Raw genomic sequence first — 25740 nt, 5'->3', positions numbered from 1 at the left:
ACACACTCTCTTCGCTGCGGCAAGAGGCGCTGCGAATGGGCCCGGCTCTTGTCCCGGCGAAAGCCGGGATCAACGGGGTGACATTTGTGGAAGAGGTGGGTGCAATTCCTCTTATCCGTTTTTCGTAACCAACAAGGATCCCCATGCCCACGCCGCCCGAACCCTTCGACGTCATCATCCTCGGCGCGGGCGGCGCCGGCCTCTTCTGCGCCGCTGAAGCAGGCCGCCGCGGCCGCCGCGTCCTCGTGCTCGATCATGCCGCCGCGCCCGGCGAGAAAATCCGCATCTCCGGTGGCGGCCGCTGCAATTTCACCAACCTCCACACCACGCCGAAAAACTTCCTCTCCGAAAACCCCTCCTTCTGCATTTCGGCGCTCAAGTCCTTCACGCAGCATGATTTCATCGCGCTGGTGAACCGCCACGGCATTGCCTGGCACGAAAAGACGCTGGGCCAGCTCTTCTGCGACGGCTCCTCGCAACAGATTATCGACATGCTGCTCGATGAATGCGCGAAGGCGGGCGTAACGATCCGCCTGCGGACGAAAATCACCGCCGTCGAGAAATCCGAAACCGGCTTCCGCGTGGAAACGGATGCGGGCCCCTTCGCCTGCGCCTCGCTCGTCATCGCCACCGGCGGCAAGTCGATCCCCAAAATGGGCGCCACCGGCTTCGGCTACGATATCGCCCGCCAGTTCGGGCTCCCGCTGGTCGAGCCGCGCCCCGCGCTCGTCCCCTTTGTCTTCGACGAAAAATTGAAGTCCCGCCTCGAAGGTCTGGCCGGCGTCGCGGTGGACGCCACCGTCGCCTGCGGCAAGACGCGCTTCGCCGAGGCGCTGCTCTTCACCCACAAGGGCCTCTCCGGCCCCGCCATCCTGCAGATCTCGTCTTATTGGGCGCCTGGCCGTGAAATCATCATCGACCTTGCGCCCGGCACGGACGTCTTCGCCTTCCTGAAGGAAGCCCGCACCGCCCAGCCGAAGCAGGATGTGGAAACCATCCTCTCCCGCCTGCTGCCGAAGCGCCTCGCCGACCGCCTCTGCGCGCTCGCCGCCGTGCAGGGCAGGGTGGCCGACCTCTCCGACCTCCGCCTCCGCGCGCTCGCCGATGCCGTCAACCGCTGGCGCATCATCCCCGCCGGTACCGAAGGCTACCGCACCGCCGAAGTCACCGCCGGCGGCGTCGCCACCAGCGCCCTCTCGTCCAAAACCATGGAAGCCCGCACCATCCCCGGCCTCTTCTTCATCGGCGAAGTCGTCGACGTCACCGGCCACCTCGGCGGCTTCAACTTCCAATGGGCCTGGTCGTCGGGTTGGGCGGCCGGGCGAAACGCCTGACCTTCACTCCCTCTCCCCTCGGGGAGAGGGAAGGGGCCCACCTGACGTCGTCAGGTGGGAAGGGTGAGGGGGGTGAGAGGCGGTTCGCGTAGCGAACGAAAAGGTCCGCCGGACCTTTTCGAGCCTCGAACGCCCTGAGCCATGCGAAGGGCAGGGTGGCACTGTATTTCCACAATCCCAAACCTCGAACGCCCCGAGCGCAAGCGAAGGGCGGGGGCGTAGACGATCCGAGTACGCATCCGGGAGACGAACCCGCAGTCCGCCCGCGTACATTTACGCGCCGCCGTACCTCCCCGCGCACACCCGCCGTCTTCCGCGAATGTCCTTCGCGATGATCGAAACGCCGCATGACGGTTTCGCGACAGTTCGATGACGGTCGACGCAAAAACGGGGACAACTTGCGTCATCCCCGTCTTCAAATGTCCCGAAAAATCCGCCGGCGGATTACTGCGCGGCGGGCCGCTTCACCACCACGCCGCCATCGTTCACCACCACCGGGCTGTCGCCGGTCGGGGCGGGGCGGGGCGTCGCGCGCGGCAGGTCGCCGAGCGTGGGCGCGGCGGAAGCCGGGCGGGGTGCCGCGCCGGGGGCCTGTCGTGCAGGCCCGGACTGGCTGATCGGATCGTCCGAATGGCGGCAGTTTCCTTCGAAAAACGCGCCCGTTTCCACGGCCAGCGCTTCATGCAGGATGTCGCCTTCGACATGGCAGGTGGAGGCGAGCTGAACGCGCCGCCCACGGATGGTGCCGAGCACGCGGCCGCGGATCACGATGTCTTCCGCCACCACTTCGCCGGTAATCGACGCTTTTTCGCCGATTGTCAGCGACTGGCTGCGGATATCGCCTTCCACGGTGCCGTCGATCTGAATGTCGCCGGTCGCCACCAGATTGCCATGCACCACCAGGTCGCTGGAGATGATGGACGGCGCGGTCCGGACGTTGGGGCGCCGGTTGTTGCTGCCACCCGGCGCGGAAACAGGCGCGGATGCGGCGGGAACCGGTGCTTTTTCGGTGTCTCTATCCTTGCTTCGCGAAAACATAATGCCCTGCCTCAATGAACTTGGAGGGGTTGCGGACGATACCGTCGAACCAGACCTCATAGTGAAGATGGGGCCCGCTGCTGCGGCCAGAAGACCCTACTTTGCCGATGACTTCACGGAATGCAATTTTCTGGCCAGCCTTGACGTCGATCTTGCCGAGATGCCCGTAGCGCGTCCGGAAGCCGTTCCCATGGTCGATTTCGATGACCCTGCCATAGCCGCCCTTCCAGCCCGCATAGCTTACCGTGCCGGCTCCCGGCGCGAAGATCAGGGCACCATAGCTGGCCGCCATGTCCTCGCCGGAATGAAAGGCCATGCGGCCGTTGAAGGGGTCGCGCCGGGCGCCATAGCTGCTGGTTTTCCGGTAGGAAACAAGCGGCTCCGCGAGCGGCATTCTGGCAATGGAATCCTCAAGATCGGCCATTTTCTTCAGGTTCTGGCTTACTCTGAAGAGCTGCCGTTGAAAGGCCGTTTCATCGTCGCCGCCGGCCAGCGCGTCGGCGTCTGCAAGGCTGATGAAGGGGCCGCCCTGGGCGTCGTCCCGGGCCTTGCTGCCGCGCTTCAGCAGGTCGTCCGGGTCGATCACCTTGGTCATCGCGATGATCGATTTGAGCTCCCGCACCCGTCGGTCCGTGATCTCCTCGACATTGTTGATGAGGCCCTGCTGCGCAGTGTCGAGGCGGGAAAGCCGCGTATCTATCTGGGAAACCGTACCGTTTTGGTTGCTCTCGGCGCCCGCCAGCCCCGCAATATCGAACACCGCGCCGTCATCCGTCGCCTCGATGAAGAAGCGGTCGAGCTCCGCCGCCTTTTGCGGCCGCTCGCTCGTCGGCACGATATCGGCGCCTTCCGACGCCTCGTCGACGCGCATAAGCACGGTATTGCTGCTGCTTTCGGCGTTGCCCTGGCCGCGCAGCGTGGCGGCGTAGCGGCGGCGCATCGTGTCGAGCTGCGATCCGGCGGTCTGGCGCTGGCTCATCAGCGCCGAAAGCTGCTTGTGCTTGTCCTCGAGCTGGCGCGTCGTGGCGAGGAAGCGCTCCTCCGTAATGACCAGCTGCCCGTTGAGTTCGTCGTAAGCCGACTGCAATTGCGCCATCCGCTCTTCATAAGCGGACTGCATCTTCACGTAGCGCCGGTCTTTCGCGGCGATGATCTGTTCCTTGAAGACCACGTTGACCGAGGAAAACGCGATCCAGCTCAGGAACACGAAAGCAATCGTCGCGAACACGGTCTGCGTCAGCGGCGACAGCGATATGAACTGCACATGCCCGTGGCTGCGGATATAAATCTGCCGCTCCACATACATGTGACGCAAAAAATTGCGGAATTTATCGGCCCAGCCCGACCGTTGGTGCATGCCCCTCAATGCCCCTTAGCCCCCTGTTTATAGGTGCCTATATCACCCCAATATGGCACAGGGGACAACATACTCCCGTCGAGTTTTAATGTTAATGGTTAATATCGATTTACCATAGCGCACACAGCGGTTTAGCGGTTCACCAGCGGCATATAAAAGTTCTGCGAAAGTCCCGCATTGCTGCGCGCTTCTTCGTTGAACGGCGGCTTGAGCAAGCCTTTGAAATGCTCTCTGACGAGGCGGTGAAATGTCTCTTCCGGACCGAGCCCGCGCTCCTGGCAGAGAAAGGCAAACCACCTTGCTCCCGCGCGGACATGGTTCTGTTCATCCGTATAGATCGTTTCGAGAATACCTGCGCTTTCGGTATCGCCGGCCAGTTTCAGCCGGGCGATCATGCCGGGCGTGACATCGAGTCCTCGGGCCTCCAGCACCATCGGTACAATGGCAAGCCGTGCGAGAAGGTCGTGGCTCGTCTCCTCCGCCGCCTGCCAGAGCCCGTCATGGGCAGGCAGATCGCCATAACTCGCGCCCAGCGCGGCAAGGCGGGTCTGCAACATGGAGAAATGCCGCGCTTCATCGTCGCCGACAGAGACCCAGTCGTCGAAGAAAGCTCGGGGCAGGTCCATCGCCGCAAAGCGTCCGGCCATATCGAAAGCAAGGTCGATAGCGTTGAGTTCGATATGCGCGAGCGAATGCAGGAGTGCGATCCGGCCGCGTGCGCCCTTGAAACTGCGCCGGGGCATATCCCGCGGCAGCAAAAGTTCCGGCCTGCCGGGCCTGTTTGGCCGGTCGGGCATCGAACCGTCGCAGGGAATAGTGAGGAAACCATCTCGCCAGAGCGCCGCCACGCTTCTGGCGCGATGTGCTTTTTCGTCGGCATCGGCGCAGAGGAGAACGCTCAGGGCGGCTTCCGCCAGGGAGCCGGAACGGTTAGGCAGATTGATCAAGCGTCAGATTTCCCGTGCTGCGGCCAGCACGTCTTCCGCATGGCCCTTTACCTTCACCTTGGGCCAGACCTTCCGCACGACACCCTTTTCATCGATCAGGAATGTCACCCGGTTGATGCCCATGAATTTGCGGCCATAAAGGCTTTTTTCACCCCAGACACCATAGGCCTCAACTGTCTTGCCATCCTCGTCGGAAAGGAGGCGCACTGTGAGATTGTGCTTGTCGCGAAACTTGCAGTGCTTGTCGACTGTATCCTTCGAGACGCCGAGCACGACGGCGCCCGCAGCGTCGAACTTCTTCTTGAGTGCGCTGAACTCGATACCTTCCGTGGTACAGCCGGGCGTGTCGTCTTTCGGATAGAAATAAAGCACCACTTTCTTGCCGGCGAGCGCCTTCAGTGTGACTTTTGTGCCGTCGTCGGCGGGCAGCGAGAAAGCGGGCGCCTTCTTACCCTCGGCCGGCAGGCCGCCCGCCGCCGGGGCGCTTTTCGGTGCCGTTGCTTTTGCCATGCTGATGCCTCCTGTCCGTCCGGAAAGTTATTCGCACTGTTGCTGAGGGCCCCAATATGATCGGGATGGTGTCCCGATGCCAGCGGTCAGCCAATTTTGCAGACTTGTGACGGGGCAGCGGTTAGAAAGAGCTGACTCGCTTTCGCCTCATTGTGGGGCTTCCATGGGGTGGCGAGCGAGAGGAGCTAAAGCGTTACTTGATCCGCCGGACCAGTAAGATCGCGTTGGAGGTTATTGGGGCTGCCGTCGCGGTGACGGCGGTGCTTCTTGGCGTTCTTGCATGGCGTCTATCGTCCGGGCCGGTTTCCGTCTCGATTCTCAATCAGATGATTGAAGACGCAGCCAATCCCTCCCTCCAGGGCGGGTCTCTCGGCATTGGCGACACGGTGCTCATCTGGTCGGCGGAGGAGCGGGAACTGTCCTTGCGGCTCGCGAATGTCCGGCTCACCGGGGCGGATGGCAACGCGATCGCAGATATCCCGCAGCTTGCCTTCGATTTGAGCGTCCCGGCCGCTTTCCGGGGCATGTTGGCGCCGACGGCAATTGATCTATACGGAGTGAGCGCAACAATTCTTCGCCGTCCCGGGACCGGCATCACACTTGCGCTCGCCCCGGCTGGCGCGGAACAGCCGGACCCCGACGTGTCCTTTATCGGCCCCATGCTCGAAGCGCTGGTCGACGACAACGACAAATCCACGCCGCTCGGCTACCTCGATAGTGTCGGCATCCGGCAGGCCAGACTTCGCTTCGTCGACGAAGTGAACGGCGTGAGTTTCGACGCGCCTTCCGCAAGCCTCACGATATCCCGCGGCGAAGAAGGCCTGGCCGGCGTGCTGAGCGCGGAAGTCGTCACCGGCGATGCCACCGTCCATCTCGAAATGGATGGCGTTCTGCCAATGGGGGACGATACGGCGCGCATAGACGCCCGGGTAAGGGACTTGAGACCAGCCGCTCTGGCGCACATGTCTCCCGTCTTCGCGGATTATGCCGTCTTCGACGCGCCGATAACTGCCGAGGGCAGTTTGCGGATCGGAAGAGATGGTGCTCTTCACTCTGCCCGTCTTTCACTGGAGGCGGGCGAGGGGCAAATCGATCTGCCTGATCCCTGGGCCACAAAGATTCCGTTGGAGCAGGCCCAGGGTGAAATCACCCTTGATGGTATTGCGCGTCGCATCGAGCTTCAGGAATTGACATTCAAGGCCGGTCTGCACGAGGCGCGGTTGAAAGGCGCCGTTGACTATCGGATGGGCGAGGGGCTGAACATCGCTTCCGCTCTCGTCGATCTGACGGCGGAACGGTTTCATACCGAAGTGCCCGAGTTTTTTGCAGGCCCGGTCGATCTGGATACGGCGCAGCTGAAAGCGGAAATCGATTTCGATGCCTTGCGCGCAGATATCGAAGAGCTTTTCCTCGCTGCTGGCGGGGGTGGCGTAAGGCTTTCCGGCAGCATTGCGGATGCCGAGCGCTCACCGGCCATAAGGGTTGAAGGTGTCATCGAGCCAATGCCGTTTGAAGCGTTGACAGCGCTTTGGCCTCTTCCTCTTGCGAAGGGCGCCCGCGAGTGGGTGGCCGCTAACCTGTACGGCGGCAACGTTACCGGCGCTTCCTTCGACATCGATCTGGCAGGCGGCATGATCGCGGATATGGAAGCACACAAGCCGATACCGGCGGAAAGCCTGCGCTTCGAATTCGCCGTCAACGGAGCGACGATGAAATATCTTGGCGCGATGCCGCCGATGTTGAACGTCGATGCTCGAGGATTGATCGAGGGCATCCGTTTCGATGCATGGGTTTCCTCGGCTGTTATCCGGCAGGAGGGGATTGGCGAGATAGCGATCAGCGAAGGTCATTTTTATGATGAAGAGATACATATCAAAGGCGCGCCCGGACATATCGCCTTCACCGCCAGCGGCGCAACGGCCGATATTCTCAGCCTTCTCGATCATGAACCTCTGACTCTCATCAGTGATTTCGGTCTCGATCCGCGAAGCGTTGCCGGTACCGGCACATTGCGGGGACAAATTACCTTGCCGCTCGTGAAGAGTGTCACGATGGAGCAAGTCGAAGTTTCCGGTAAGGCGCATGTGGAAAACGTCGCCATTCCGGAAATCCAAAAGGGTCTCTCCATCACATCGGGCGTTCTCGATGTCGACGTTACGCGAGCAGGCCTTTCGGCGAAGGGTCCTATCGGCATCAACAACGCCGCCTTTCTCGATATCGAATGGCAGGAGAAATTCAGCCGCGAGGCAAGCCCGACATCGGTCTATCGGTTGCGCGGCGATATCGATGATCTCGGGCGGGCAGCTCTTGGATTGCGTCTCGATGAATTCCTCGCCGGATCGGCGGATATAGATGCGACGTTGATGGGAGATGGACGGAGCGTCAATCGCGGATCCATCAAGGCTGACCTTACAGACAGCATCGTGAAGCTTGATTATGCCGGCTGGTGGAAGAAGGCCGGCGCCCCGGCCATAACGTCATTCGATCTGGCTTTTCTGGAAGATGGCGGATACCGGATTTCCAATTTCTCGCTTACCGGGGAAGGTATTGAGGCAGAGGGACAAGTTACATTGGGCGATGATGGGCGCATGATCGCTGCCAACTTCCCCGTCGTGAAGCTCGGCTCTCACAATGATTTTGCCTTTATCGCGCATGGAAGCGAAGACGCGGCGCTGGCGATGGATGTGACGGGCGCGCGTTTCGACGCGCGGGGAATTCTTGGCAACCTGTTCTCTGGAGAGGAACCGGGAGAAGATCAGGGCGCCCAGGCGGCATTGCCCCTACTGACCGAAGCGGAGGCTGCCGACCCCCTTCGCAGGACCGAGCTCAAGGCCTATGTGACGCAGGTAACCGGGCACAACGACACGAGCTTCTCCAACGCGCGCGTGAGTATGGTGCAGGTGGACGGCCGCACATGGTCGCTCGATGTCGAAGCGGCCGATGAGGAGGGCACGCCGCTCTCTGTGCGGGTCGGCCCGGATGGCAACGGTGTTCGCACTCTTGCCGTATCGTCGAGCAACGCCGGCAATATTTTCAGATCTCTCGATTTCACGGAGAGCGTTCGGGGAGGCGCTCTGTCTGCGTCGGGTCGCTACGACGATACGAAACCTGGATCGCCTCTTGCCGGCGTAGTGACGATCGGCAAATTTCGTATTGTCGAAGCGCCGGTATTGGCCAACATCCTGACGCTCGGTTCTCTCACCGGGATCGGGGACACGTTGCGCGGTGAGGGCATTCTGTTCGACCATCTGGAATTACCATTCACCGTCACCGAAAACCGAATTCGCATCAAGGATGCGCGCATGTCGGGCCCGGCAATTGGTCTCACAATGAATGGCCAGATAGACCGTGCCGCGGACCTAGTGGACATGGAGGGAACCCTCGTTCCTGCCTACACAATCAACTCGTTTCTGGGACAAGTGCCGGTGCTGGGCCCCCTGATTGTGGGCCGTGAAGGCGAAGGCATTTTCGCAATTACCTATGGCGTTCGCGGCAAGACGGATGAACCGACCGTGGTCGTGAACCCGCTCTCCGCACTCGCACCAGGTTTCCTTCGCCGGCTATTCGAGTTCGGAAGCACATTGCCGCCTGAATCCGCCTCGTCTTCGGAAAACACACCCTCGGAACAGAGGGCCACACCACCCGATGCCTCTTCCGAAGCCGAACCGGACCTCGCTCCGCCAGAACCTCCTGCAGCGCAAAACTGACATCGGAAGTCATTTTTATATTGCGGAGTTCGGCTCCGCATATCACTATCGCTCATCGATGAATTGATCGGACTGTGGAGGAGGAGCCTATGTCCACCAATCAGAAGATGACGATGGATGCCGCCTATGAGGCGGTGGCGCCAGACGATTTCCCGGCCATGATGGATGTCGACCGCTACGGCAACCGCTCCACGGCTTTCGACAAGATCATCTCAGCAACCCACGATCATTTCTGGGATCCGCTGGATGACAAGTACATCGACTACACCCAGCCGTGGGATCTCGACAACGAATTGCTGATGCCAGCCGACTTCAACATGGAACTGAAGACGGCGGTGTCGGACAAGCTGGACGAGAAGCAGAAAATCTATCTTGTGAACGAAAGCGTGCGCTGGACGATGTCCTCGATCCTGCATGGTGAGCAGGGTGCCTTGGCGTTGTCGGCAAGCCTTTGCCACATCTTGAAAGACCCGGGCGCGCAGGAATATGCCGCGAACCAGACCCGCGAAGAGGCGCGTCACGTGACCGGCTTCGCGCGCTATGTGCAAGCGCGCTGGGGCAAGCCCAAGCCCTGCGGCGTGGTTCTCGAAAAGCTGCTTTGCGAAATCGTGGCGACACCGCTCGTCTGGAAGAAGCTCGTCGGCATGCAGATGATCGTCGAGGGGCTGGCAATGGGAACCTTTGCCACTTTCTATGCCAAGACGAACGACCCGCTGATGCGCCGTCTCATGCAGCTCGTGATGACGGATGAGGCGTTCCACCACAAGTTCGGCAAGATCTGGGCGGACCGGACCGTACCAAACCTTCCCGCAGCCGAGCGCGATCTAATCGAGGATTGGGCACTCGAAGTGTTCATGACGCTCATGCGCAATTCGACGGGACCGGAGCAGAAGAAGGAGATCTACGAGAAGATCGGCCTCGACTGGCGCTGGGTGCAAGGTGCGTTGGCAGAGGCGCTGACCGACAAGAACATGCGCCGCGAGCTTCAGGAATCGACCAATGTTTTCCGCGTTCTCATCAAGACGCTGGTAAAGGCGGGCATCGTCACCAGCCGTACGGCGCCTATGTACGCCGCCTATGTGGACATGGCCGAACTTTACGGCGAAGGCGATCGCATGGTCGGCGATGATATCGCCGAGGAGGGCATAAAGTATCTCCAGCAGATCAACGGCGCCGGCGGCAGCAATGCCGTCTTCGCCCTGACGGGCGCAACAGCCGCCGAATAGGAGCCAAGCGGCAGCCAATAGCCGCAGAACGCGACAATAAGAAGAAAGAACAAGAGCAAGAAATAAGGGAGCGTTCAGGAAGAGGCCCTCTCCGGAAACGGAGAGGGCTTATTTTTTCTGATCAGCCTTTCGGCCTCAGCAGCACATGCTTTTTCTTGCCGAGTGAAAGCTTTACGACACCGTCTCCGGTAAGGCTTTCCCGATTGAGTACCATCTTCTCATCGGCCACAGCAGCATCGTTGACGCGCACAGCGCCGCCCTTGATCTGGCGGCGGGCATCGCTCGTGGAGGCGCAGAGCCCCGCCTGCACCAAGGCGGTGAGAAGCCCGAGCCCGCCCGCAAGCTCGCCCGTTTCCACCGTCGGCAGGTCGGCGCTGATCGCGCCTTCCTCGAAGGCGGTGCGGGCGGCTTCGGCCGCTTTCTCGGCTTCGGCGCGGCCATGCACCATCGCCGTCGTCTCGGTGGCGAGCACCTTTTTCGCCTCGTTGATCTCCGACCCGCCGAGCGCTTCGAACCGCGCGATCTCGCTGAGCGGCAATTCGGTGAAGAGCTTGAGGAAGCGGCCGACATCGGCATCTTCCGCGTTGCGCCAGTACTGCCAGTACTCGTAAGGCGACAGCATGTCGGCATTGAGCCAGACCGCGCCCGACGCCGTCTTCCCCATCTTCGCGCCGGACGAGGTGGTGAGAAGCGGGCTCGTCAGCCCGAAAACCTGCGCGCCCGCCGTGCGCCGCGCAAGTTCGATGCCGTTGACGATATTGCCCCACTGGTCCGAACCGCCCATCTGCAGCTCGCAGCCATATTGGCGGTTCAGTTCCACGAAGTCGTAGGCCTGAAGGATCATGTAGTTGAATTCGAGGAACGACAGGTTCTGCTCCCGGTCGAGCCGCAGCTTCACGCTGTCGAAGGACAGCATCCGGTTCACCGAGAAATGGCGGCCATAGTCGCGCAGGAAATCGATGTACTGAAGCTTGTCCAGCCAGTCGCGATTATTGACCATGATCGCGCCGGTTTCGCCCGCGCCGAAGTCGAGGAACTTCGAGAAGACGTTTTTGATGCCGGCCAGGTTCTCGTCGATCTTCTCGTCGGTCAGCAGCGGCCTCGCCTCGTCGCGGAAGCTCGGGTCGCCGATCCTTGTCGTGCCGCCGCCCATCAGCGCGATGGGCTTGCCGCCCGTCTTCTGCAGCCAGCGCAGCATCATGATCTGCATCAGGTGGCCGACATGAAGGCTCGGCGCCGTGCAGTCATAGCCGATATAGCCCGTCAGCACGCGGGTCGCGGCAATCTCGTCCAGTGCGCCCGCATCGGACTGCTGGTGGATGAAGCCGCGCGCTTCGAGTTCGCGCAGGAAGTCGGATTTGAACTTGGCCATCTGGGTATCTCGGGCTTTCGGATAGGCTGGAATGCGCGGCTGGTGTATCACGCTTTCAGCAGGGGAAAAACGGACAAACCGCCATGATTCGTGCTCTGGGACTGATGAGCGGCACCTCGCTCGACGGGATCGACGCAGCCATCGTCGAGACAGACGGCGAAGGTGCCGTGCGCTCAGGCCCCTCGCTCGCGGTGCCTTACAAGCCGGAAGAGCGACTTTTGCTCAGCCTGGCTCTGGAGGCAGCGAAGAGCTGGGAACCCGAAGACCCGATGCCGGAAGAGATTGCCGAGGCGGAGCGCCATCTGACGCTCGCAAACGCGCTGGCGGTCCGGTCTCTTCTGAATGAGGCGGGGTTGAAGCCTGCGGATGTTTCCGTGATCGGCTTCCACGGTCAAACCGTGCTTCATCAGCCGGAACGGCGCCGCACGGTTCAGATAGGCCTTGGCGAGGTCCTGGCGCGATTGACCGGTATCGACGTGATAAACGATTTCCGCAGTGCGGACGTCGCGGCGGGCGGGCAAGGCGCGCCGCTCGTGCCGCTCTATCACCAGGCATTGGTCAGAAGCGCGGGCGTCAAGGAGCCAGTTGCCCTCATCAATATCGGCGGCGTCGGCAATATCACCTACGTGGGGACCGACGGGACGTTACTTGCCTTCGACACGGGCCCGGGTAACGCTTTGATTGACGACTGGGCTCTCATGCACACCGGTGAGCCGTTGGACCGGGACGGCTCGCTCGCCTCGGCCGGCGAGGTCGACATGGATGCTCTCGAAGCGCTGATGGAGCATGCTTTCTTCGACGCACCTCCGCCGAAGTCGCTGGACCGCTTCTCCTTTTCGCCGGATGCGGTAAGGCATCTGCTTCCACCCGATGGTGCTGCAACGCTCACCGCCTTCACCGTCGAGGCAATTGCACGCGGCCTTGCCCATGTGCCAGGGGTGCCTTCGCGCTTCATCGTTTGCGGGGGAGGGCGGCATAATCCCGTGATGATGTCCATGCTGAGTAGAAGGCTTCAGGGTGGCGTATTGCCGGCTGAAGACCTCGGCTGGCGGGGAGACGATGTCGAGGCAGAGGCGTTTGCCTATCTCGCCGTCCGGTCGCTGCGCGGCCTACCGCTCAGCTTGCCGACCACGACAGGCGTGCCTGAACCGACGCGCGGCGGACGGCTTCACAGGGCGGGAGAGCCAGAGCCGCAAGTATAATCAGGACTTCTCGGGCGCTGCTGCAAGGCGCTTGTCGAGGTAGGCACCCACCATGGCTGCCAGCGGCTCCAGCTGGTTTTCGAAGAAGTGGTTGGCGCCCTCCACCGACGCATGCTCGATGGTAATGCCCTTCTGGGTCTTCAATCTCTCCACAAGCTTCAGCACGTCCGCCTGTGGTGCGACCTGGTCTGTTCCACCATTGATAATGGTGCCGGAAGACGGGCAGGGAGCAAGGAACGAGAAGTCATACATGTTGGCGGGTGGGGCCACCGAGATGAAGCCCTCGATTTCGGGGCGCCGCATCAGCACCTGCATGGCAATCCACGCGCCGAAGGAGAACCCGCCGATCCAGCACTGCGATGCGTCAGGATTCTGCGACTGCAGCCAGTCGAGCGCCGCCGCCGCGTCCGACAGCTCGCCGATCCCGGAATCGAAACCGCCCTGGCTGCGCCCCACGCCGCGGAAATTGAAGCGCAAGACCGAAAAACCCCGGTTCACGAAGGCCTGAAACAAGGCATAGGTGACCGGATTGTTCATGGTGCCGCCGAACTGCGGATGCGGATGCAGGACGAGGGCGACCGGCGAGTTGGCTTTCTTGCTGTGGTGGTAGCGGCCCTCGATACGGCCGGCAGGACCATTGAAAATCACTTCGGGCATGTTTGGATCTGTCTCAATCTGTGAGGTTTCCGGGGGCGCTCTGGCCTATCTCCTACCGTTGGTATAGGAGAAATATTCTCTACAACCCGCCAATTCCTCTGGAAAATCTGCCGCAAGATGCTAAGTAGTTGACTGTGGCGCTCGGAAATTCTAGCCCTAGCTCCACTGCTTTGGCGTTGGCGTGGTTTCTCCCCTTCTTCACGTGGGGAGCGGGACCGCCGGTGCCGAGGCGCACGTTCTTAACACAGGCAATGGCCGGTTGTGCAAGCTTTTGACCGCCTTTTGCCGTTCTCATGAAGGAGTTGGCCGTGAAGCTCACCACCAAGGGACGCTATGCGGTAATGGCGATGGCCGATCTGGCGCGCCACTCCAGCGGCAGTCCGGTTGCGCTTGCCGAAATAGCCGATCGTCAGGAAATTTCCCTCTCTTATCTGGAGCAGCTTTTTGCCAAGCTCCGTCGGGGCGACCTGGTGAAAAGCGTGCGTGGCCCGGGGGGCGGATATCTCCTGTCTCGTGAAGCTGACAGTATCCGCATCTCCGATGTGATCCTCGCCGTTGATGAGCCTATCAAGGCTACCCGCTGCGATCTCGGCTCACCCAAGGGCTGCATGCCGTCATCCGGCCGCTGCATCACCCACGATTTGTGGGAAGGGCTGAGCCATCAGATCCAGCTTTATCTGGGATCTGTATCGCTGGGTGACGTGATTGATGGCCGGATTGCGGGAAAATCCGCTTTCGACGCGCGCCGCGGGCACACGAACGGCATAGCAGCCAACGCCGCTGATTGATGCCCATAGGGTTTGTTTCGCAGGAATGCTGAAGGCGATGACGATGAAGCGCGCCTATATGGACCACAACGCGACAACGCCCCTGCGCCCCGAAGCGCGGGCGGCTGTTTTGCGCGCGCTTGATGCCATCGGCAATCCCTCTTCAGTCCACATGGAAGGCAGGGCGGTCCGAGCGTTAGTAGAGGGCGCAAGAGCAGAGGTCGCTGCGCTGGTCGGAGCAAGACCTGCCGAGGTGATTTTTACAAGCGGTGGTACGGAAGCGGCGCGCCTGGCCTTTCATGCCGCCAAAGCCGCCCAAGGTGTCGAACGGTTGATTGTTTCGGCGATAGAGCACGATGCCGTCCTCGCCTCGGCCGAGGCCTGCGGATTGCCTGTTGAAATCGCACCGGTCGATCAGGACGGGCAGATTGATCTGGCGGCTCTCGGAGATCTCCTTGCAGCGTCAGACAAGCGGACGCTGGTTGCGGTGATGCTCGCGAATAATGAAACCGGTGTCGTGCAGCCCATCGCCGAAGTGTCGAGGCTCGCCAAGAGTACGGGTGCCGTCTTCTTGTGCGATGCCGTTCAGGCTGCCGGCAAAATAGCCGTGGATGTTAGTGCGCTCGGCGCGGATATGTTGATGCTGGGCGGACACAAGATCGGTGCGCCGATGGGTGTGGGGGCATTGGTCGTCCGAGAAGATTTGCCTTTCGCCGCGCTAGCTGTAGGCGGCGGCCAGGAGAGGCGCCGACGCGCCGGCAGCGAGAATATTTCCGGAATTGCAGGCTTTGGCGCGGCTGCCCGCATAGCACAGGCGGAACTTCAGACGTTTGCGCAGCTGGCGCGGTTGCGAGATCGGATGGAAGCCCAAATTGCGGAGATCGCACCGGACGCCGTATTCCCCGGCCAGAATGTAGATCGCCTGCCTAATACCAGTTGTGTCGCCGCTCCTGGTCTTGATGCCGAAACATTGTTGATGGCGCTGGACCTTGATGGAATTGCGGTCAGCGCGGGGGCTGCCTGTTCGTCTGGAAAGATAGGTCGCCCGCGTGTGCTTGAAGCAATGGGCGTCGATCCCGATCTTTCGAGTGGCGCCATCCGCGTCAGTCTTGGCTGGTCCAGCGAACCGGCAGACACAGACCGCTTCGTTCAAAGCTGGATTCGCGTCTATACACGCGTCTGCGCGAAGACGGACGCTCTTGTGAATGTGAATGTAACCGCCGGCAGGGCCACGTCCCGCCTGGCGGCTGTGGAGAGTTGATATGGCTGCCGTACGGGAAACCGTCGAAACCGTGGGTGAAGTGGAGAAGTACAAGTACGGCTTCTTCACCGACATCGAATCTGAGAAAGCGCCTCTGGGGCTGACGGAGGACACGGTTCGTTACATTTCCGCGAAGAAGAACGAGCCGGAATGGTTGCTCGAATGGCGTCTTGCGGCTTTCCGTCGCTGGCTCACCATGACCGAGCCGACCTGGGCGAAAGTGACCTATCCGCCGATCGACTTTCAGGATGCGTACTATTATTCCGCACCGAAGCAGATGGCGAAGCTCGACAGCCTCGATCAAGTCGATCCGAAGCTTCTCGAAACCTATGCAAAGCTCGGCATTCCGCTTACCGAGCAGAAGATGCTCGCCGGCATCGCTGTGGATGCAGTTTTCGACAGTGTGTCGGTGGTGACGACCTTCAAGGAGAAGCTCGCCGAAGTTGGTGTCATTTTCTGTCCAATGTCGGAGGCGGTGCAAAAACACCCCGAGCTCGTGAAAAAGTATCTGGGGTCGGTCGTGCCTATCTCGGACAACTTCTACGCAACGCTCAACTCTGCCGTCTTTTCTGAAGGCTCGTTCGTCTACATTCCTGAGGGCGTTCGCTGCCCAATGGAATTGTCGACCTATTTTCGCATCAACGAAAAGCAGACGGGCCAGTTTGAGCGCACACTTATCATCGCCGACAAAGGCTCATATGTGAGCTACCTCGAAGGTTGCACGGCACCTCAGCGCGACGAGAACCAGCTTCACGCTGCTGTTGTCGAACTCGTCGCCCATGACGACGCGGAGATCAAGTACTCTACGGTGCAGAACTGGTTTCCCGGCGATGAGGAAGGGAAGGGCGGTGTCTACAACTTCGTGACGAAGCGCGGCGATTGCCGTGGCACAAACTCGAAGATTTCGTGGACGCAGGTCGAGACGGGGTCGGCCATCACATGGAAGTACCCGAGCTGCATCCTGCGCGGCGACAATTCGCGCGGCGAGTTCTATTCGATTGCTATTTCCAACGGCCGTCAGCAGGTCGACAGCGGCACGAAGATGATCCATCTCGGCCGCAATACGACAAGCCGTATCATTTCGAAGGGTATTGCCGCAGGTCACTCCTCGAACACCTATCGGGGTCTCGTCAGCGTCCATCGCAAGGCAGAAGATGTCCGGAACTTTACGCAGTGTGACAGCCTGCTGATCGGAGATCGTTGTTCGGCGCACACGGTCCCCTACATCGAGACGAAGAACCCGACTGCCCTTCTCGAACATGAAGCGACCACGTCGAAGATCAGTGACGATCAGCTTTTCTATTGCATGCAGCGCGGTATCGGCGAAGAGGAAGCCGTGGCTCTGATCGTCAATGGCTTCTGCCGCGATGTGCTGCAGCAATTGCCGATGGAATTTGCCGTAGAAGCGCAAAAGCTTGTCGGCATCAGTCTTGAAGGAAGCGTCGGCTGACGCTTGAATGTGAGAGAAACGAGTATGCTTGAGATCAAGAACCTGCATGTGAAGGTGGATGGGAAAGAGATTCTGAAAGGAATCGATCTCAACGTTCCTGCAGGTGAGGTGCATGCCATCATGGGGCCAAATGGCTCCGGGAAATCTACGCTCTCTTATGTTCTTGCGGGACGTGATGGCTATGAGGTGACAGAAGGATCGATCCGCTTCAAGGGGCGCGATCTTCTGGAAATGAGTGTCGATGAACGGGCTGCCGCTGGAATTTTCCTGGCCTTCCAGTATCCGCTTGAAATCCCTGGCGTCACCACCATGACTTTTCTCAAGACCGCGCTCAATGCGCAGCGCAAGGCCCGGGGAGAGGACGAACTCGATGCCGTTCGTTTTCTGAAACTCGTGCGCGAAAAGGCGAAGCCGCTCAACGTTTCCGACGACATGCTGAAACGTGCGTTGAACGTCGGTTATTCGGGTGGTGAAAAGAAGCGTGCAGAGATTTTGCAGATGTCGCTGCTTGAACCCGCACTCGCAGTGCTTGATGAAACTGATTCCGGACTCGATATCGACGCATTGAAGACTGTTGCGGATGGCGTCAACTCTCTTCGCGCATCCGATCGGGCGATGGTTGTGATTACACATTACCAGCGCCTTCTGGATTACATCGTGCCTGACGTGGTGCACGTACTGTCGAAGGGCCGCATTGTGAAAACGGGCGGCAAGGATCTGGCACTCGAACTCGAGAAGTCCGGCTATGCCGCTTACGGCGCGGACGCCGCGTGAGCAGAGATATGACTGAAACCGCGACGCAAAATTTTGTCGAGACCTACAACCGGACGCATGAGGTGCTGCCCGGCGCCGGAGGCTGGCTTTCGCGCCGACGCGAGACGGCGCTGAAAGCTTTCATGGAAGCAGGGCTCCCGCATCGTCGCCTTGAGGAATGGAAGTATACCGATCTTCGGCAGGTGCTCGATAAGGCCGCATTCGCATCTGCCCCCGCGCATGAGGGCGCGGTCATTCTGCCGGAGGGCGGAGCGGCCGCCGCATTCGCAGCGATCGACCGATATACGGTCGTTTTCGTAAATGGCAGCTATCGTGCGGACCTCTCGAATACAGCGCGATTGCCGAAGGGTGTTGAGTTGCGTCCACTTGCCGACGCTGTTCCTGAGCAATGGGCAAAGGATCTTGTCGAACGCCGTCTCGACGATGCACGCCAAGCTGAAGGAGTGGTCGATCTCAATACAGCGTTGATGAGCGACGGTACCTGCTTGCGGATTCGAAGTGGCGTGAAGCTCGACAAGCCGCTTCATTTGCTGTTTGTCACGGCGGATGCAGGTGCATCCCATGCGCGAAACCTCATTCTGCTTGAGAAGGAAGCGGAAGCGACGATTTTCGAAACGCATATCGGATCTGCTGCCGGTTTTTCCGATATCGTGACGGATATAGCGCTAGCGGAATGCGCGCGGCTCGACCATCTGAAACTTCAGGATGAGGCACCGGGCGCCGTTCATCTGGCGACGATGCGCACAAGCCTTGAAGCAAACGCCTATTTCGCGAGCTTCACGTTGACACTGGGCTGCGGCGTCTCGCGCGGTCAGAACTTTGTACGTTTCGCTGGCGAGGGCGCGAAAGCCCATGTGAACGGGGCCTACGCGCTCAAAGACAAGCAACATTCTGACCAATTCTGTGTGATCGATCATGCCGTGCCTGGCTGCACCAGCCACACTCTCTTCAAGGGCGTGCTGGACGGCTCTTCGGAAGGTGTTTTTCAAGGCAAGGTCATCGTGCGGCCACATGCGCAGAAAACGGATGGCAGGCAGATGACGCAGGCGCTGCTCTTGTCGCGCGATGCTGCGATGAACGCCAAGCCAGAGCTTGAAATCTACGCGGATGATGTGCAATGCGCGCACGGCTCCACTGTTGGCGAACTCTCCCGGGATGCCATTTTCTATCTGCGTTCGCGCGGCATACCGGAGCTTCAGGCTCGCCAGCTTCTGATCTCGGCTTTTCTCGATGAATCGCTCGACCTCGTGCCACACGAAGCGGCACGAGATGCGCTCAAGTCGCTCACTGCCGAATGGTTTGCTGCGGAGGCGCAGGTATGAACAGCCCCGTTCTCAAGCCCGAAACCTACGATGTAGAAAGAATTCGTGCTGATTTCCCGATCCTTTCGCAGAAAGTTTACGGCAAGCCGCTCGTCTATCTCGACAATGCCGCGTCCGCCCAGAAGCCGCAATCGGTGATCGATGCGGTAACGGATGCGTATTCACATGAGTATTCGAATGTGCATCGGGGCATGCACTACCTGTCCAACGCCGCGACTGAAAAATTCGAACAGGCGCGCGAGACAGCGCGAAGCTTTCTCAATGCAGCGTCGACGGATGAGGTTGTCTTCACATCTGGGGCAACAGATGCGATCAACCTCGTTGCTTCCTCGTTTGTGGAAGCGGGAATAAAGCCAGGCGATGAAATCATCCTCTCGGTCCTTGAGCATCATTCGAACATCGTTCCTTGGCATTTTCTCCGTGAACGTCACGGTGCGGTATTGAAATACGTGCCGGTGATGGATGAGGGGGATCTCGACGTCGAGGCTTACGAACAACTCTTCAGCCCTCGCACAAAGATGGTTGCGCTGACCCAGATGTCGAACGCGCTCGGAACAATAACGCCGATCAAGGAGATGATCCGGATCGCACACGAACACGGCGTGCCTGTTCTCGTCGACGGTTGCCAAGGCGTTGTCCATATGCCGACCGACGTTCGCGAACTTGATTGCGATTTTCTCGTCTGCTCGGGCCACAAACTCTATGGTCCGACAGGCATAGGTCTTCTCTATGGCAAGATCGAGCACCTGAAGACGATGCGGCCTTACCGCGGTGGCGGCGAGATGATCCGGGAGGTCGGTCTGGAGAATATTACTTATGCCGCGCCGCCGCACCGCTTCGAAGCGGGTACGCCCGCCATCGTCCAGGCTATTGGGCTCGGCGCTGCGCTTTCCTATATTGAATCTGTTGGGCGCGACAATATCGCAGCCCATGAGGTGCAACTCCGGGATTATGCGACACGCCGCCTTTCTGAAATAAACAGTCTCCGGATCATCGGCACGACGAAATCGAAAGGCAGTATCATCTCTTTCGTGATGGAAAATGCACACCCGCACGACATCGCGACGGTGATAGACAGGGCGGGAGTGGCTGTGCGAGCCGGCCATCATTGCGCGCAACCTGTCATGGAGCGTTTCGGTGTCGGCGCTACAACGCGAGCGTCTTTCGCCATGTACAATACGCTGGAAGAGGTGGACCGCCTGGCAGAGGCGCTCATCGACAGCAAGAAGTTCTTTGGGTAAGGATCGCGGTATGTCCGAGGACGCGAACACAATCGCAACGGAAGAGCTGGCGCCGGACGAAGGGTCGCCAAACACGTCCGCCATTCCGCCGGAGGAGATTGCGCAACTCACCGACGACATTATCGCCGCGTTGAAGACCGTCTACGATCCGGAAATTCCGGTTGATATCTATGAGCTTGGTCTCATCTACAAAGTGGATATTTCCGATGATCGCGATGTCGTGGTCGACATGACATTGACGGCGCCAGGCTGCCCTGTGGCTGGCACAATGCCGATCATGGTTGAGGATGCAGTGAGAACGGTTGAAGGCATTGCGGATGTGCGGGTCAACATGACGTTCGATCCTCCTTGGGATCCGAGCCGTATGTCGGACGAAGCGCGCGTCGCGCTCAATATGTATTAGAGGTGCTCGATATGGCGAGACCCACACCAAAGGCGATAACGCTTACAGAAATCGCGGCGGCGCGCATGAAGGAGATCATGGCCGCTTCCTCCGGAAAATATATCGGCGTGAGGATCGGCGTAAAGAACGGGGGCTGCGCCGGCATGGAATACACGATGGAATATGCCGAAGACGTGAAGCCGCTCGACGAGGTGGTGGAAGACCGGGACGTGAAAATTCTGATCGACCCGAAAGCTATTCTGTTCCTGCTTGGTACCGAGATGGACTATAGCGAAGAGAAGTTTTCGGCGGGCTTTCGTTTCAACAACCCTAACCAGACAGATGCCTGCGGCTGCGGCGAGAGCGTTTCCATCACTCCCGCCACCCTCTAATCATGGCAGTCAGCGACGAGCACAAGGATTTCAAAGCTGAGGAAATGGGGCCTGTGAGGAAACCCGAGCCCGCGCGTAACAAAACCGCGCGCCCCAGAGTCTGAAGCGCGCGGCCATGCCTTATGTTCTGCTGTTCATTGCCGTGATGTTTCTCGCGCTCCTTGCGAGTTGTATCGTCGGCTGAGGTCAGTTTCCTTTGAATTGGGCGGGGCGCTTCTCGAGGAAAGCACGCACTCCCTCCTTGAAATCTTCGCCATAGCCGGCGGTCCGCTGAAGCTGCCGCTCGAGATTCAGCTGCTCTTCGTAAGTATTGTCCGTGCTCTCCCAATAGAGCTGACGGATCATGCCCAGTGTCTTGGTTGGTCCACTGGCAAGGTGAGCCGCAAGAGCTTTCGCCTCTTCCAGCAACTTTTCGTCATCATAAACTCGATTGACGAGACCCCATTGAAGCGCGGTCTCCGCCGGCAGCTTTTCGCCAAGCAGCGACAGCTCCATTGCGCGGGCTTTGCCGACGAGCCGGGGTAGTATCCATGTTGAGCCGCCATCGGGCACCAGACCAATGCGCCGGAAAGCCTGCAGAAAATAAGAAGAGCGCGCGCAAAGCACGAGATCGCCCATCAACGCGAAGCTCATGCCCACGCCTGCCGCAGGACCATTAACGGCGGTTACGAACGGCATCTTCAGGTTACGCAGTCGGCGCAGGAACGGATGATACATCGTTTCAAGGGCCGACCCGGCATCTGGCCGGGCGCCGGAATTATCGCCCCGTCCTTGAAGATTGGCGCCGGTGCAAAAACCGCGACCCTCGCCTGTCATGATAAGGCAGCGGACACCATTTGCGGCGTCTTCCACTGCATCGAGCGCTCGCATAAGACCGCCCAGCATTTCCGGCGATACTGCGTTCATCACCTCGGGGTGGTTGAGTGTCAGCGTGCCTACATTACCGTCGACATCAAGTTTGACCCGTTCGAAGTCCATTATCTTCTCCTTGCCTCCTGGATATGCAAATTTGTTTCAGGCTTTGAATTCAGGTTCTCGCTTGGTCAGGAATGCCTTGACGCCTTCCATGAAGTTAGGGTGATCGCCTAGCGTACCTTGCACGTCGCGTTCGTAGTCGAGCTGTTCGGAAAAGCTGTTCCCTGTCGCCGTGTCCACCGCCTTGCGTATTTCCGCAAAGGCGTTGGTGGGGCCGTTTGCAAGCTTCGCTGCGACCGCATTTGCTTCACTCATGAGAGAATTGTCATCTACGCACTTCCAGATGAGGCCCCATTCTGCGGCCGTCTCTGCGGGTAACTTGTCGCCCATCAAGGCCAGTGCGAGCGCCCGGGCTCGGCCGACCAGCCTCGGAAGGTGCCATGTGCAACCAAGGTCGGGGATGAGACCCAGCCGTGGTCCGAATACCTGAACGAATGAGGCGCTTTTTGCGGCGATCACAATATCTGCGACGAGCGCAAGGCCTACGCCGCCACCCGCGGCCACACCGTTTACAGCCGCGATGATTGGTTTGGATAGGGCGTAAATCTCGCGCATCATCGGATTGAAGCCAATGGTCATGCCATGGGCTACACCCTGGCCAACAGACATGCCTTCTATGCGCTGTCCCTGAGCGGCCAGGTCGGCGCCCGCGCAGAAACCGCGCCCTGCGCCGGTAATCAAAAGGACGCGCGCTTCAGGATCTTTCTCAACCTGCGCGACGGCTGTGCGCATGTCCGCTATGAGCGCCGTATCGATGCTGTTCAGAACTTCCGGACGATTGAGTGTAAGAAGGGCAATGCCATTCTTCGTTTCCAGAGTGATTGTTTCCATTTGACGCTCGTCCCAAAGTTGTTTCGGGCAAGCATAGTCATGCTCCGTCCTCCGCGAAAGGCCGCGCGCGTACGGGTGCTAGGCGGTCCAGCGTTCCGTTACGTCAAAGGTCGGATGTTGTGTTGGAGGAGCAGGCCGGTGGGCGCTAGCTGGCTTTGGCGTGTGACATTTCCAAGCCGTGACATTCGGTGATGATCCGATTCCGGCCAGCGTGTTTGGCATCGTAAAGGCAACCGTCCGCTCGTTCGATCAGTGAAGCGGCGCTGTCGGTATCCCTCAGGAGTGCAATACCCATCGACATGGTAACGCGGCCGAGAGACTCTCCCGTCGAGCGCTTCACGAGTTCCCTGGCCTGCACCGTCTCGCGAATTTTGTTGGAAATGGCTTCGGCCGTTGCGATATCGGTAGCAGGCATGATGACGGCAAACTCTTCACCGCCGTAGCGGGCAACAAAATGCTGCTCCAAAGCGCCTGTCTTCAAGCAGTTCGCTACGAGCCGCAGAACCTGGTCGCCAGTCCGATGCCCGAACGTGTCGTTGAACTTTTTGAAATGGTCGATATCGCCGATAGCGAGGCACAAAGGGGCATTGCTTGTTGAAGCCGCCGCCATCGCGCGGGCTAGCGCCTCGTCGAAAGCCTTTCGATTGTTGACGCCGGTCAAGCCGTCGGTTCGTGCCTCCGTATGAGCTTTCTCGAGGTTCTGCTGCAATTCATCGAGTTCTTTTTTTGTAGCCTGCAGGTGCTCTTCGAGTTCGACGCTACGATCTTCCATTTTCCGCGAGGCAGTAACAATGGCCTCGACCGCGCGACGAACGTCGTTCGGTGTCGACTGGTTGGTCAGCCCTTCGCTCGCCTCGCGCACGGTGGTGCCGAGAGCGGTAGAGTTGCCGACTGTCTCCTCGATGATTTTTAGGATCTGATTGACTTCGGTATTGAGTTTGGCACCGGTACTGAGCGTCACATCAGCGAGTTTGCCGTCGGAAAAGAACCGGTCTTGCAGCGCAGCGGTTACCTCGATGTCGATGGTATGGCCACTCTCAATGCAGGCGTCGATTTCCTTGTTCAATTCCGGTAGCTTGCCGGAGACATAGCGGAACCAGATGGAATAATTTTCGGGAGACGGCGGGATACCGTGAGCCGCCATCAACTGGAGCGCCGTAGCACTCCATTCCGAAGCAAATTCCAAGTCCTCGCTTTGCATCTCGAAAGAAACCCCCGCCGCGGCACCCCTTGGGCGCCCTATGTCCGTGCCGTAGAAACTAGGGGAATTGAGTTACCTAGGCGTAAATTGTCGCGGAAAATAGCCATTTTTTGTCAATCGAAACTCTACGAGCATTTCTACGGAAAGCGTGGTCCTACGACCTCGTAGGGGGCTCTCAAGCCCGCTTTTTTTGTATAATCTGGCAAAATCTTCGAACTTCAGAAGCGCCCATAGCGGGTGGCCGGGCTGCGGCGAGAGACCGAAACGAAAGAAAATCAGGCAGCGGCATTCAGCGCCCGCTGTGCATCAGGAGGAACTAATGAGCTTGGCGGAGCAGACGACCCACGAATCCGATTCGGCGACGATCTCGGCCTCCATTCGGGCTATTCTCGACAGACAGAAGGCCGCGCACATCAGTGAGGGTCCGGCGAGCGCCGAACGCCGCATCGACTGGATCGACCGCGCCATCGCGCTCATCGTCGACAACCAGAAGGAAATCGTTGAGGCCCTGGCATCCGACTTCGGCCATCGAAGCCATGAGCAGACCCTGCTGACGGACGTGATGGGGTCCATCGGACCGCTGAAGCATGCGAAAAAACATCTGCGTCAGTGGATGAAGCCGGAGAAACGGAAAGTCCAGTTCCCGCTCGGTCTGCTAGGCGCAAAAGCGCGGGTTGAATATCAGCCGCTCGGCACGGTAGGCATCATCAGCCCCTGGAACTTTCCGGTAAACCTGACCTGGACGCCTCTGGCAGGCGTTTTTGCCGCCGGCAACCGCGCCATGATCAAGCCGTCCGAGTTCACGCCCGCCACATCCGAGCTCATGGCGCGCATGCTGCGCGAAGCCTATGACGAGACTGAAGTCGCAGTGGTTACTGGTGGGCCGGCCGTGGGTGAAGCGTTCAGCCGCCAACCCTTCGACCACCTTCTTTTTACCGGTGCCACCTCGATCGCTTATCACGTCATGCGTGCTGCTGCCGAAAATCTCGTGCCGTTGACGCTTGAACTCGGCGGCAAGTCGCCGGTCATTATCTCAAAATCCGCGAAAATGGATGACGCGGCGGCGCGGGTCATGAACGGCAAGACGCTCAATGCGGGTCAGATTTGTCTGGCGCCGGACTATGTCTTCGTTCCCGAAGGTAAGGTGGACGAGTTCGTAACCGAGGCGACCAAATCGGTCACCAAGATGCTGCCAACGATGAAAGACAACCCCGACTACACCTCGATCATCAACCAACGTCACTACGATCGGCTCAACGGCCTGATCGAGGATGCGAGGGGTAAGGGAGCCCGGATCGTCGAGATCAATCCCGCGAATGAGGATTTCAGCCAGCAGCAGGCGCACAAGATTCCGCCTACGCTTGTGCTGAACCCGACCGATGACATGAAAATCATGCAGGACGAAATCTTCGGACCGCTCTTGCCGATCAAGACGTATAAGGAAATTAACGACGTGCTGGGATACGTGAATGCTCACGCACGACCGCTCGGCCTCTACTATTTCGGCGACGATGAAAAAGAAGAGCGTACGGTGCTCGACCGGACCACATCCGGCGGCGTCACGCTCAATGACGTGATCATGCATGTCTCAATGGAAGATCTGCCTTTCGGCGGTGTCGGTCCGTCCGGTATGGGCGCCTATCATGGTCTCGATGGTTTCCGGACCTTCAGCCACGCAAAGGCGGTCTACAAGCAGTCAAGGGCAAAGATGGTTGCGGAGATGTTCCGCCCGCCCTACGGCGCCAAGACGCGCAAGATGCTTGCTTCGCAAATCAAGAAGTGACGGTCTGATGA

At 59.5% G+C, this 25740-nt stretch carries 22 protein-coding genes; 13 read left to right on the top strand and 9 right to left on the bottom strand.

From position 1 onward, the window contains the following. Positions 1-143: 143 nt before the first annotated feature. Complete coding sequence (locus PLAV_RS16645) at positions 144-1334, top strand: BaiN/RdsA family NAD(P)/FAD-dependent oxidoreductase (protein ID WP_012112207.1); 1191 nt, start codon at positions 144-146, stop codon at positions 1332-1334. Positions 1335-1778: 444 nt separating this feature from the next. Here PLAV_RS16645 and PLAV_RS16640 read toward each other — a convergent pair whose 3' ends face one another. From PLAV_RS16640 to bcp, 4 genes are all read right to left on the bottom strand, one after another. Continuing rightward, on the bottom strand, positions 1779-2372 hold the full coding sequence (locus PLAV_RS16640; protein WP_012112206.1) for a bactofilin family protein: 594 nt from the start codon (positions 2370-2372) through the stop codon (positions 1779-1781). After that, positions 2350-3729 carry a peptidoglycan DD-metalloendopeptidase family protein gene (locus PLAV_RS19115; protein ID WP_012112205.1) on the bottom strand — a complete coding sequence of 460 codons (1380 nt, stop codon included), beginning with the start codon at positions 3727-3729 and terminating at the stop codon, positions 2350-2352. The genes PLAV_RS16640 and PLAV_RS19115 overlap by 23 nt, the downstream gene beginning before the upstream one ends. A 131-nt stretch (positions 3730-3860) precedes the next feature. Then, positions 3861-4676 carry a ferritin-like domain-containing protein gene (locus PLAV_RS16630; RefSeq protein WP_012112204.1) on the bottom strand — a complete coding sequence of 272 codons (816 nt, stop codon included), beginning with the start codon at positions 4674-4676 and terminating at the stop codon, positions 3861-3863. 3 nt (positions 4677-4679) lie between these two features. Continuing rightward, entirely contained in the window at positions 4680-5186 is a 507-nt protein-coding gene (bcp, locus tag PLAV_RS16625; RefSeq protein ID WP_012112203.1) for a thioredoxin-dependent thiol peroxidase, read from the bottom strand. A gap of 197 nt (positions 5187-5383) precedes the next feature. Between bcp and PLAV_RS16620 the strand changes: the two genes are divergently transcribed. Both PLAV_RS16620 and PLAV_RS16615 read left to right on the top strand, forming a co-directional pair. After that, the gene (locus tag PLAV_RS16620; protein WP_012112202.1) at positions 5384-8893 is read left to right on the top strand and encodes a YhdP family protein; all 3510 of its coding nucleotides are present in this window, start codon (positions 5384-5386) and stop codon (positions 8891-8893) included. An 89-nt stretch (positions 8894-8982) separates the two neighbouring features. Continuing rightward, entirely contained in the window at positions 8983-10119 is a 1137-nt protein-coding gene (locus PLAV_RS16615; protein WP_012112201.1) for a ferritin-like domain-containing protein, read from the top strand. 121 nt (positions 10120-10240) lie between these two features. Here the strand turns inward: PLAV_RS16615 and tyrS are convergent, their stop codons facing one another. Beyond that, on the bottom strand, positions 10241-11491 hold the full coding sequence (tyrS, locus tag PLAV_RS16610; protein WP_012112200.1) for a tyrosine--tRNA ligase: 1251 nt from the start codon (positions 11489-11491) through the stop codon (positions 10241-10243). 83 nt (positions 11492-11574) lie between these two features. On the opposite strand from tyrS, the gene PLAV_RS16605 reads away from it, so the two are divergent. Next, complete coding sequence (locus PLAV_RS16605) at positions 11575-12693, top strand: anhydro-N-acetylmuramic acid kinase (protein WP_012112199.1); 1119 nt, start codon at positions 11575-11577, stop codon at positions 12691-12693. On the opposite strand, the gene PLAV_RS16600 is transcribed toward PLAV_RS16605, so the two are convergent. Then, positions 12694-13350, bottom strand: coding sequence for an alpha/beta hydrolase (locus PLAV_RS16600; RefSeq protein ID WP_012112198.1), 657 nt, complete (start codon positions 13348-13350; stop codon positions 12694-12696). It lies immediately after the preceding gene. 308 nt (positions 13351-13658) lie between these two features. On the opposite strand from PLAV_RS16600, the gene PLAV_RS16595 reads away from it, so the two are divergent. The 8 genes from PLAV_RS16595 to PLAV_RS16560 are packed head-to-tail and all read left to right on the top strand — an operon-like array spanning position 13659 to position 20939. After that, complete coding sequence (locus tag PLAV_RS16595; RefSeq protein ID WP_049767893.1) at positions 13659-14138, top strand: Rrf2 family transcriptional regulator; 480 nt, start codon at positions 13659-13661, stop codon at positions 14136-14138. A gap of 37 nt (positions 14139-14175) precedes the next feature. Beyond that, positions 14176-15378 carry a cysteine desulfurase family protein gene (locus tag PLAV_RS16590; protein WP_012112196.1) on the top strand — a complete coding sequence of 401 codons (1203 nt, stop codon included), beginning with the start codon at positions 14176-14178 and terminating at the stop codon, positions 15376-15378. A gap of 1 nt (position 15379) precedes the next feature. Continuing rightward, entirely contained in the window at positions 15380-16828 is a 1449-nt protein-coding gene (sufB, locus tag PLAV_RS16585; RefSeq protein ID WP_012112195.1) for a Fe-S cluster assembly protein SufB, read from the top strand. Positions 16829-16852: 24 nt separating this feature from the next. Continuing rightward, complete coding sequence (gene sufC / locus PLAV_RS16580; RefSeq protein ID WP_012112194.1) at positions 16853-17602, top strand: Fe-S cluster assembly ATPase SufC; 750 nt, start codon at positions 16853-16855, stop codon at positions 17600-17602. Positions 17603-17610: 8 nt separating this feature from the next. Beyond that, the gene (gene sufD / locus PLAV_RS16575) at positions 17611-18924 is read left to right on the top strand and encodes a Fe-S cluster assembly protein SufD (protein WP_012112193.1); all 1314 of its coding nucleotides are present in this window, start codon (positions 17611-17613) and stop codon (positions 18922-18924) included. Further along, positions 18921-20165 carry a cysteine desulfurase gene (locus tag PLAV_RS16570; RefSeq protein WP_012112192.1) on the top strand — a complete coding sequence of 415 codons (1245 nt, stop codon included), beginning with the start codon at positions 18921-18923 and terminating at the stop codon, positions 20163-20165. The genes sufD and PLAV_RS16570 overlap by 4 nt, the downstream gene beginning before the upstream one ends. 10 nt (positions 20166-20175) lie before the next feature. Continuing rightward, positions 20176-20568, top strand: a complete 393-nt coding sequence (locus PLAV_RS16565) for an SUF system Fe-S cluster assembly protein (protein WP_012112191.1) — start codon at positions 20176-20178, stop codon at positions 20566-20568. Positions 20569-20579: 11 nt separating this feature from the next. After that, complete coding sequence (locus tag PLAV_RS16560) at positions 20580-20939, top strand: HesB/IscA family protein (RefSeq protein WP_012112190.1); 360 nt, start codon at positions 20580-20582, stop codon at positions 20937-20939. Positions 20940-21125: 186 nt separating this feature from the next. Here the strand turns inward: PLAV_RS16560 and PLAV_RS16555 are convergent, their stop codons facing one another. The 3 genes from PLAV_RS16555 to PLAV_RS16545 all read right to left on the bottom strand — a co-directional run bounded on the left by PLAV_RS16555 (position 21126) and on the right by PLAV_RS16545 (position 23946). After that, on the bottom strand, positions 21126-21917 hold the full coding sequence (locus tag PLAV_RS16555; RefSeq protein ID WP_012112189.1) for an enoyl-CoA hydratase/isomerase: 792 nt from the start codon (positions 21915-21917) through the stop codon (positions 21126-21128). Positions 21918-21953: 36 nt separating this feature from the next. Beyond that, positions 21954-22745, bottom strand: a complete 792-nt coding sequence (locus PLAV_RS16550) for an enoyl-CoA hydratase-related protein (protein WP_012112188.1) — start codon at positions 22743-22745, stop codon at positions 21954-21956. Positions 22746-22890: 145 nt separating this feature from the next. Further along, the gene (locus PLAV_RS16545; protein WP_012112187.1) at positions 22891-23946 is read right to left on the bottom strand and encodes a GGDEF domain-containing protein; all 1056 of its coding nucleotides are present in this window, start codon (positions 23944-23946) and stop codon (positions 22891-22893) included. A 319-nt stretch (positions 23947-24265) separates the two neighbouring features. Here PLAV_RS16545 and PLAV_RS16540 point away from each other — a divergent pair, with 319 nt between their 5' ends. Continuing rightward, positions 24266-25729 (top strand): coniferyl aldehyde dehydrogenase, encoded by a 1464-nt coding sequence (locus tag PLAV_RS16540; RefSeq protein WP_012112186.1) that lies wholly within the window; start codon positions 24266-24268, stop codon positions 25727-25729. Positions 25730-25740 lie beyond the last annotated feature (11 nt).

The organism is Parvibaculum lavamentivorans DS-1 (assembly GCF_000017565.1).
GTDB classification, from domain to species: Bacteria; Pseudomonadota; Alphaproteobacteria; order Parvibaculales; family Parvibaculaceae; genus Parvibaculum; species Parvibaculum lavamentivorans.
Note: the sequence above shows the minus strand (reverse complement) of the source record. Positions and strands in the feature narration are given on the sequence as shown.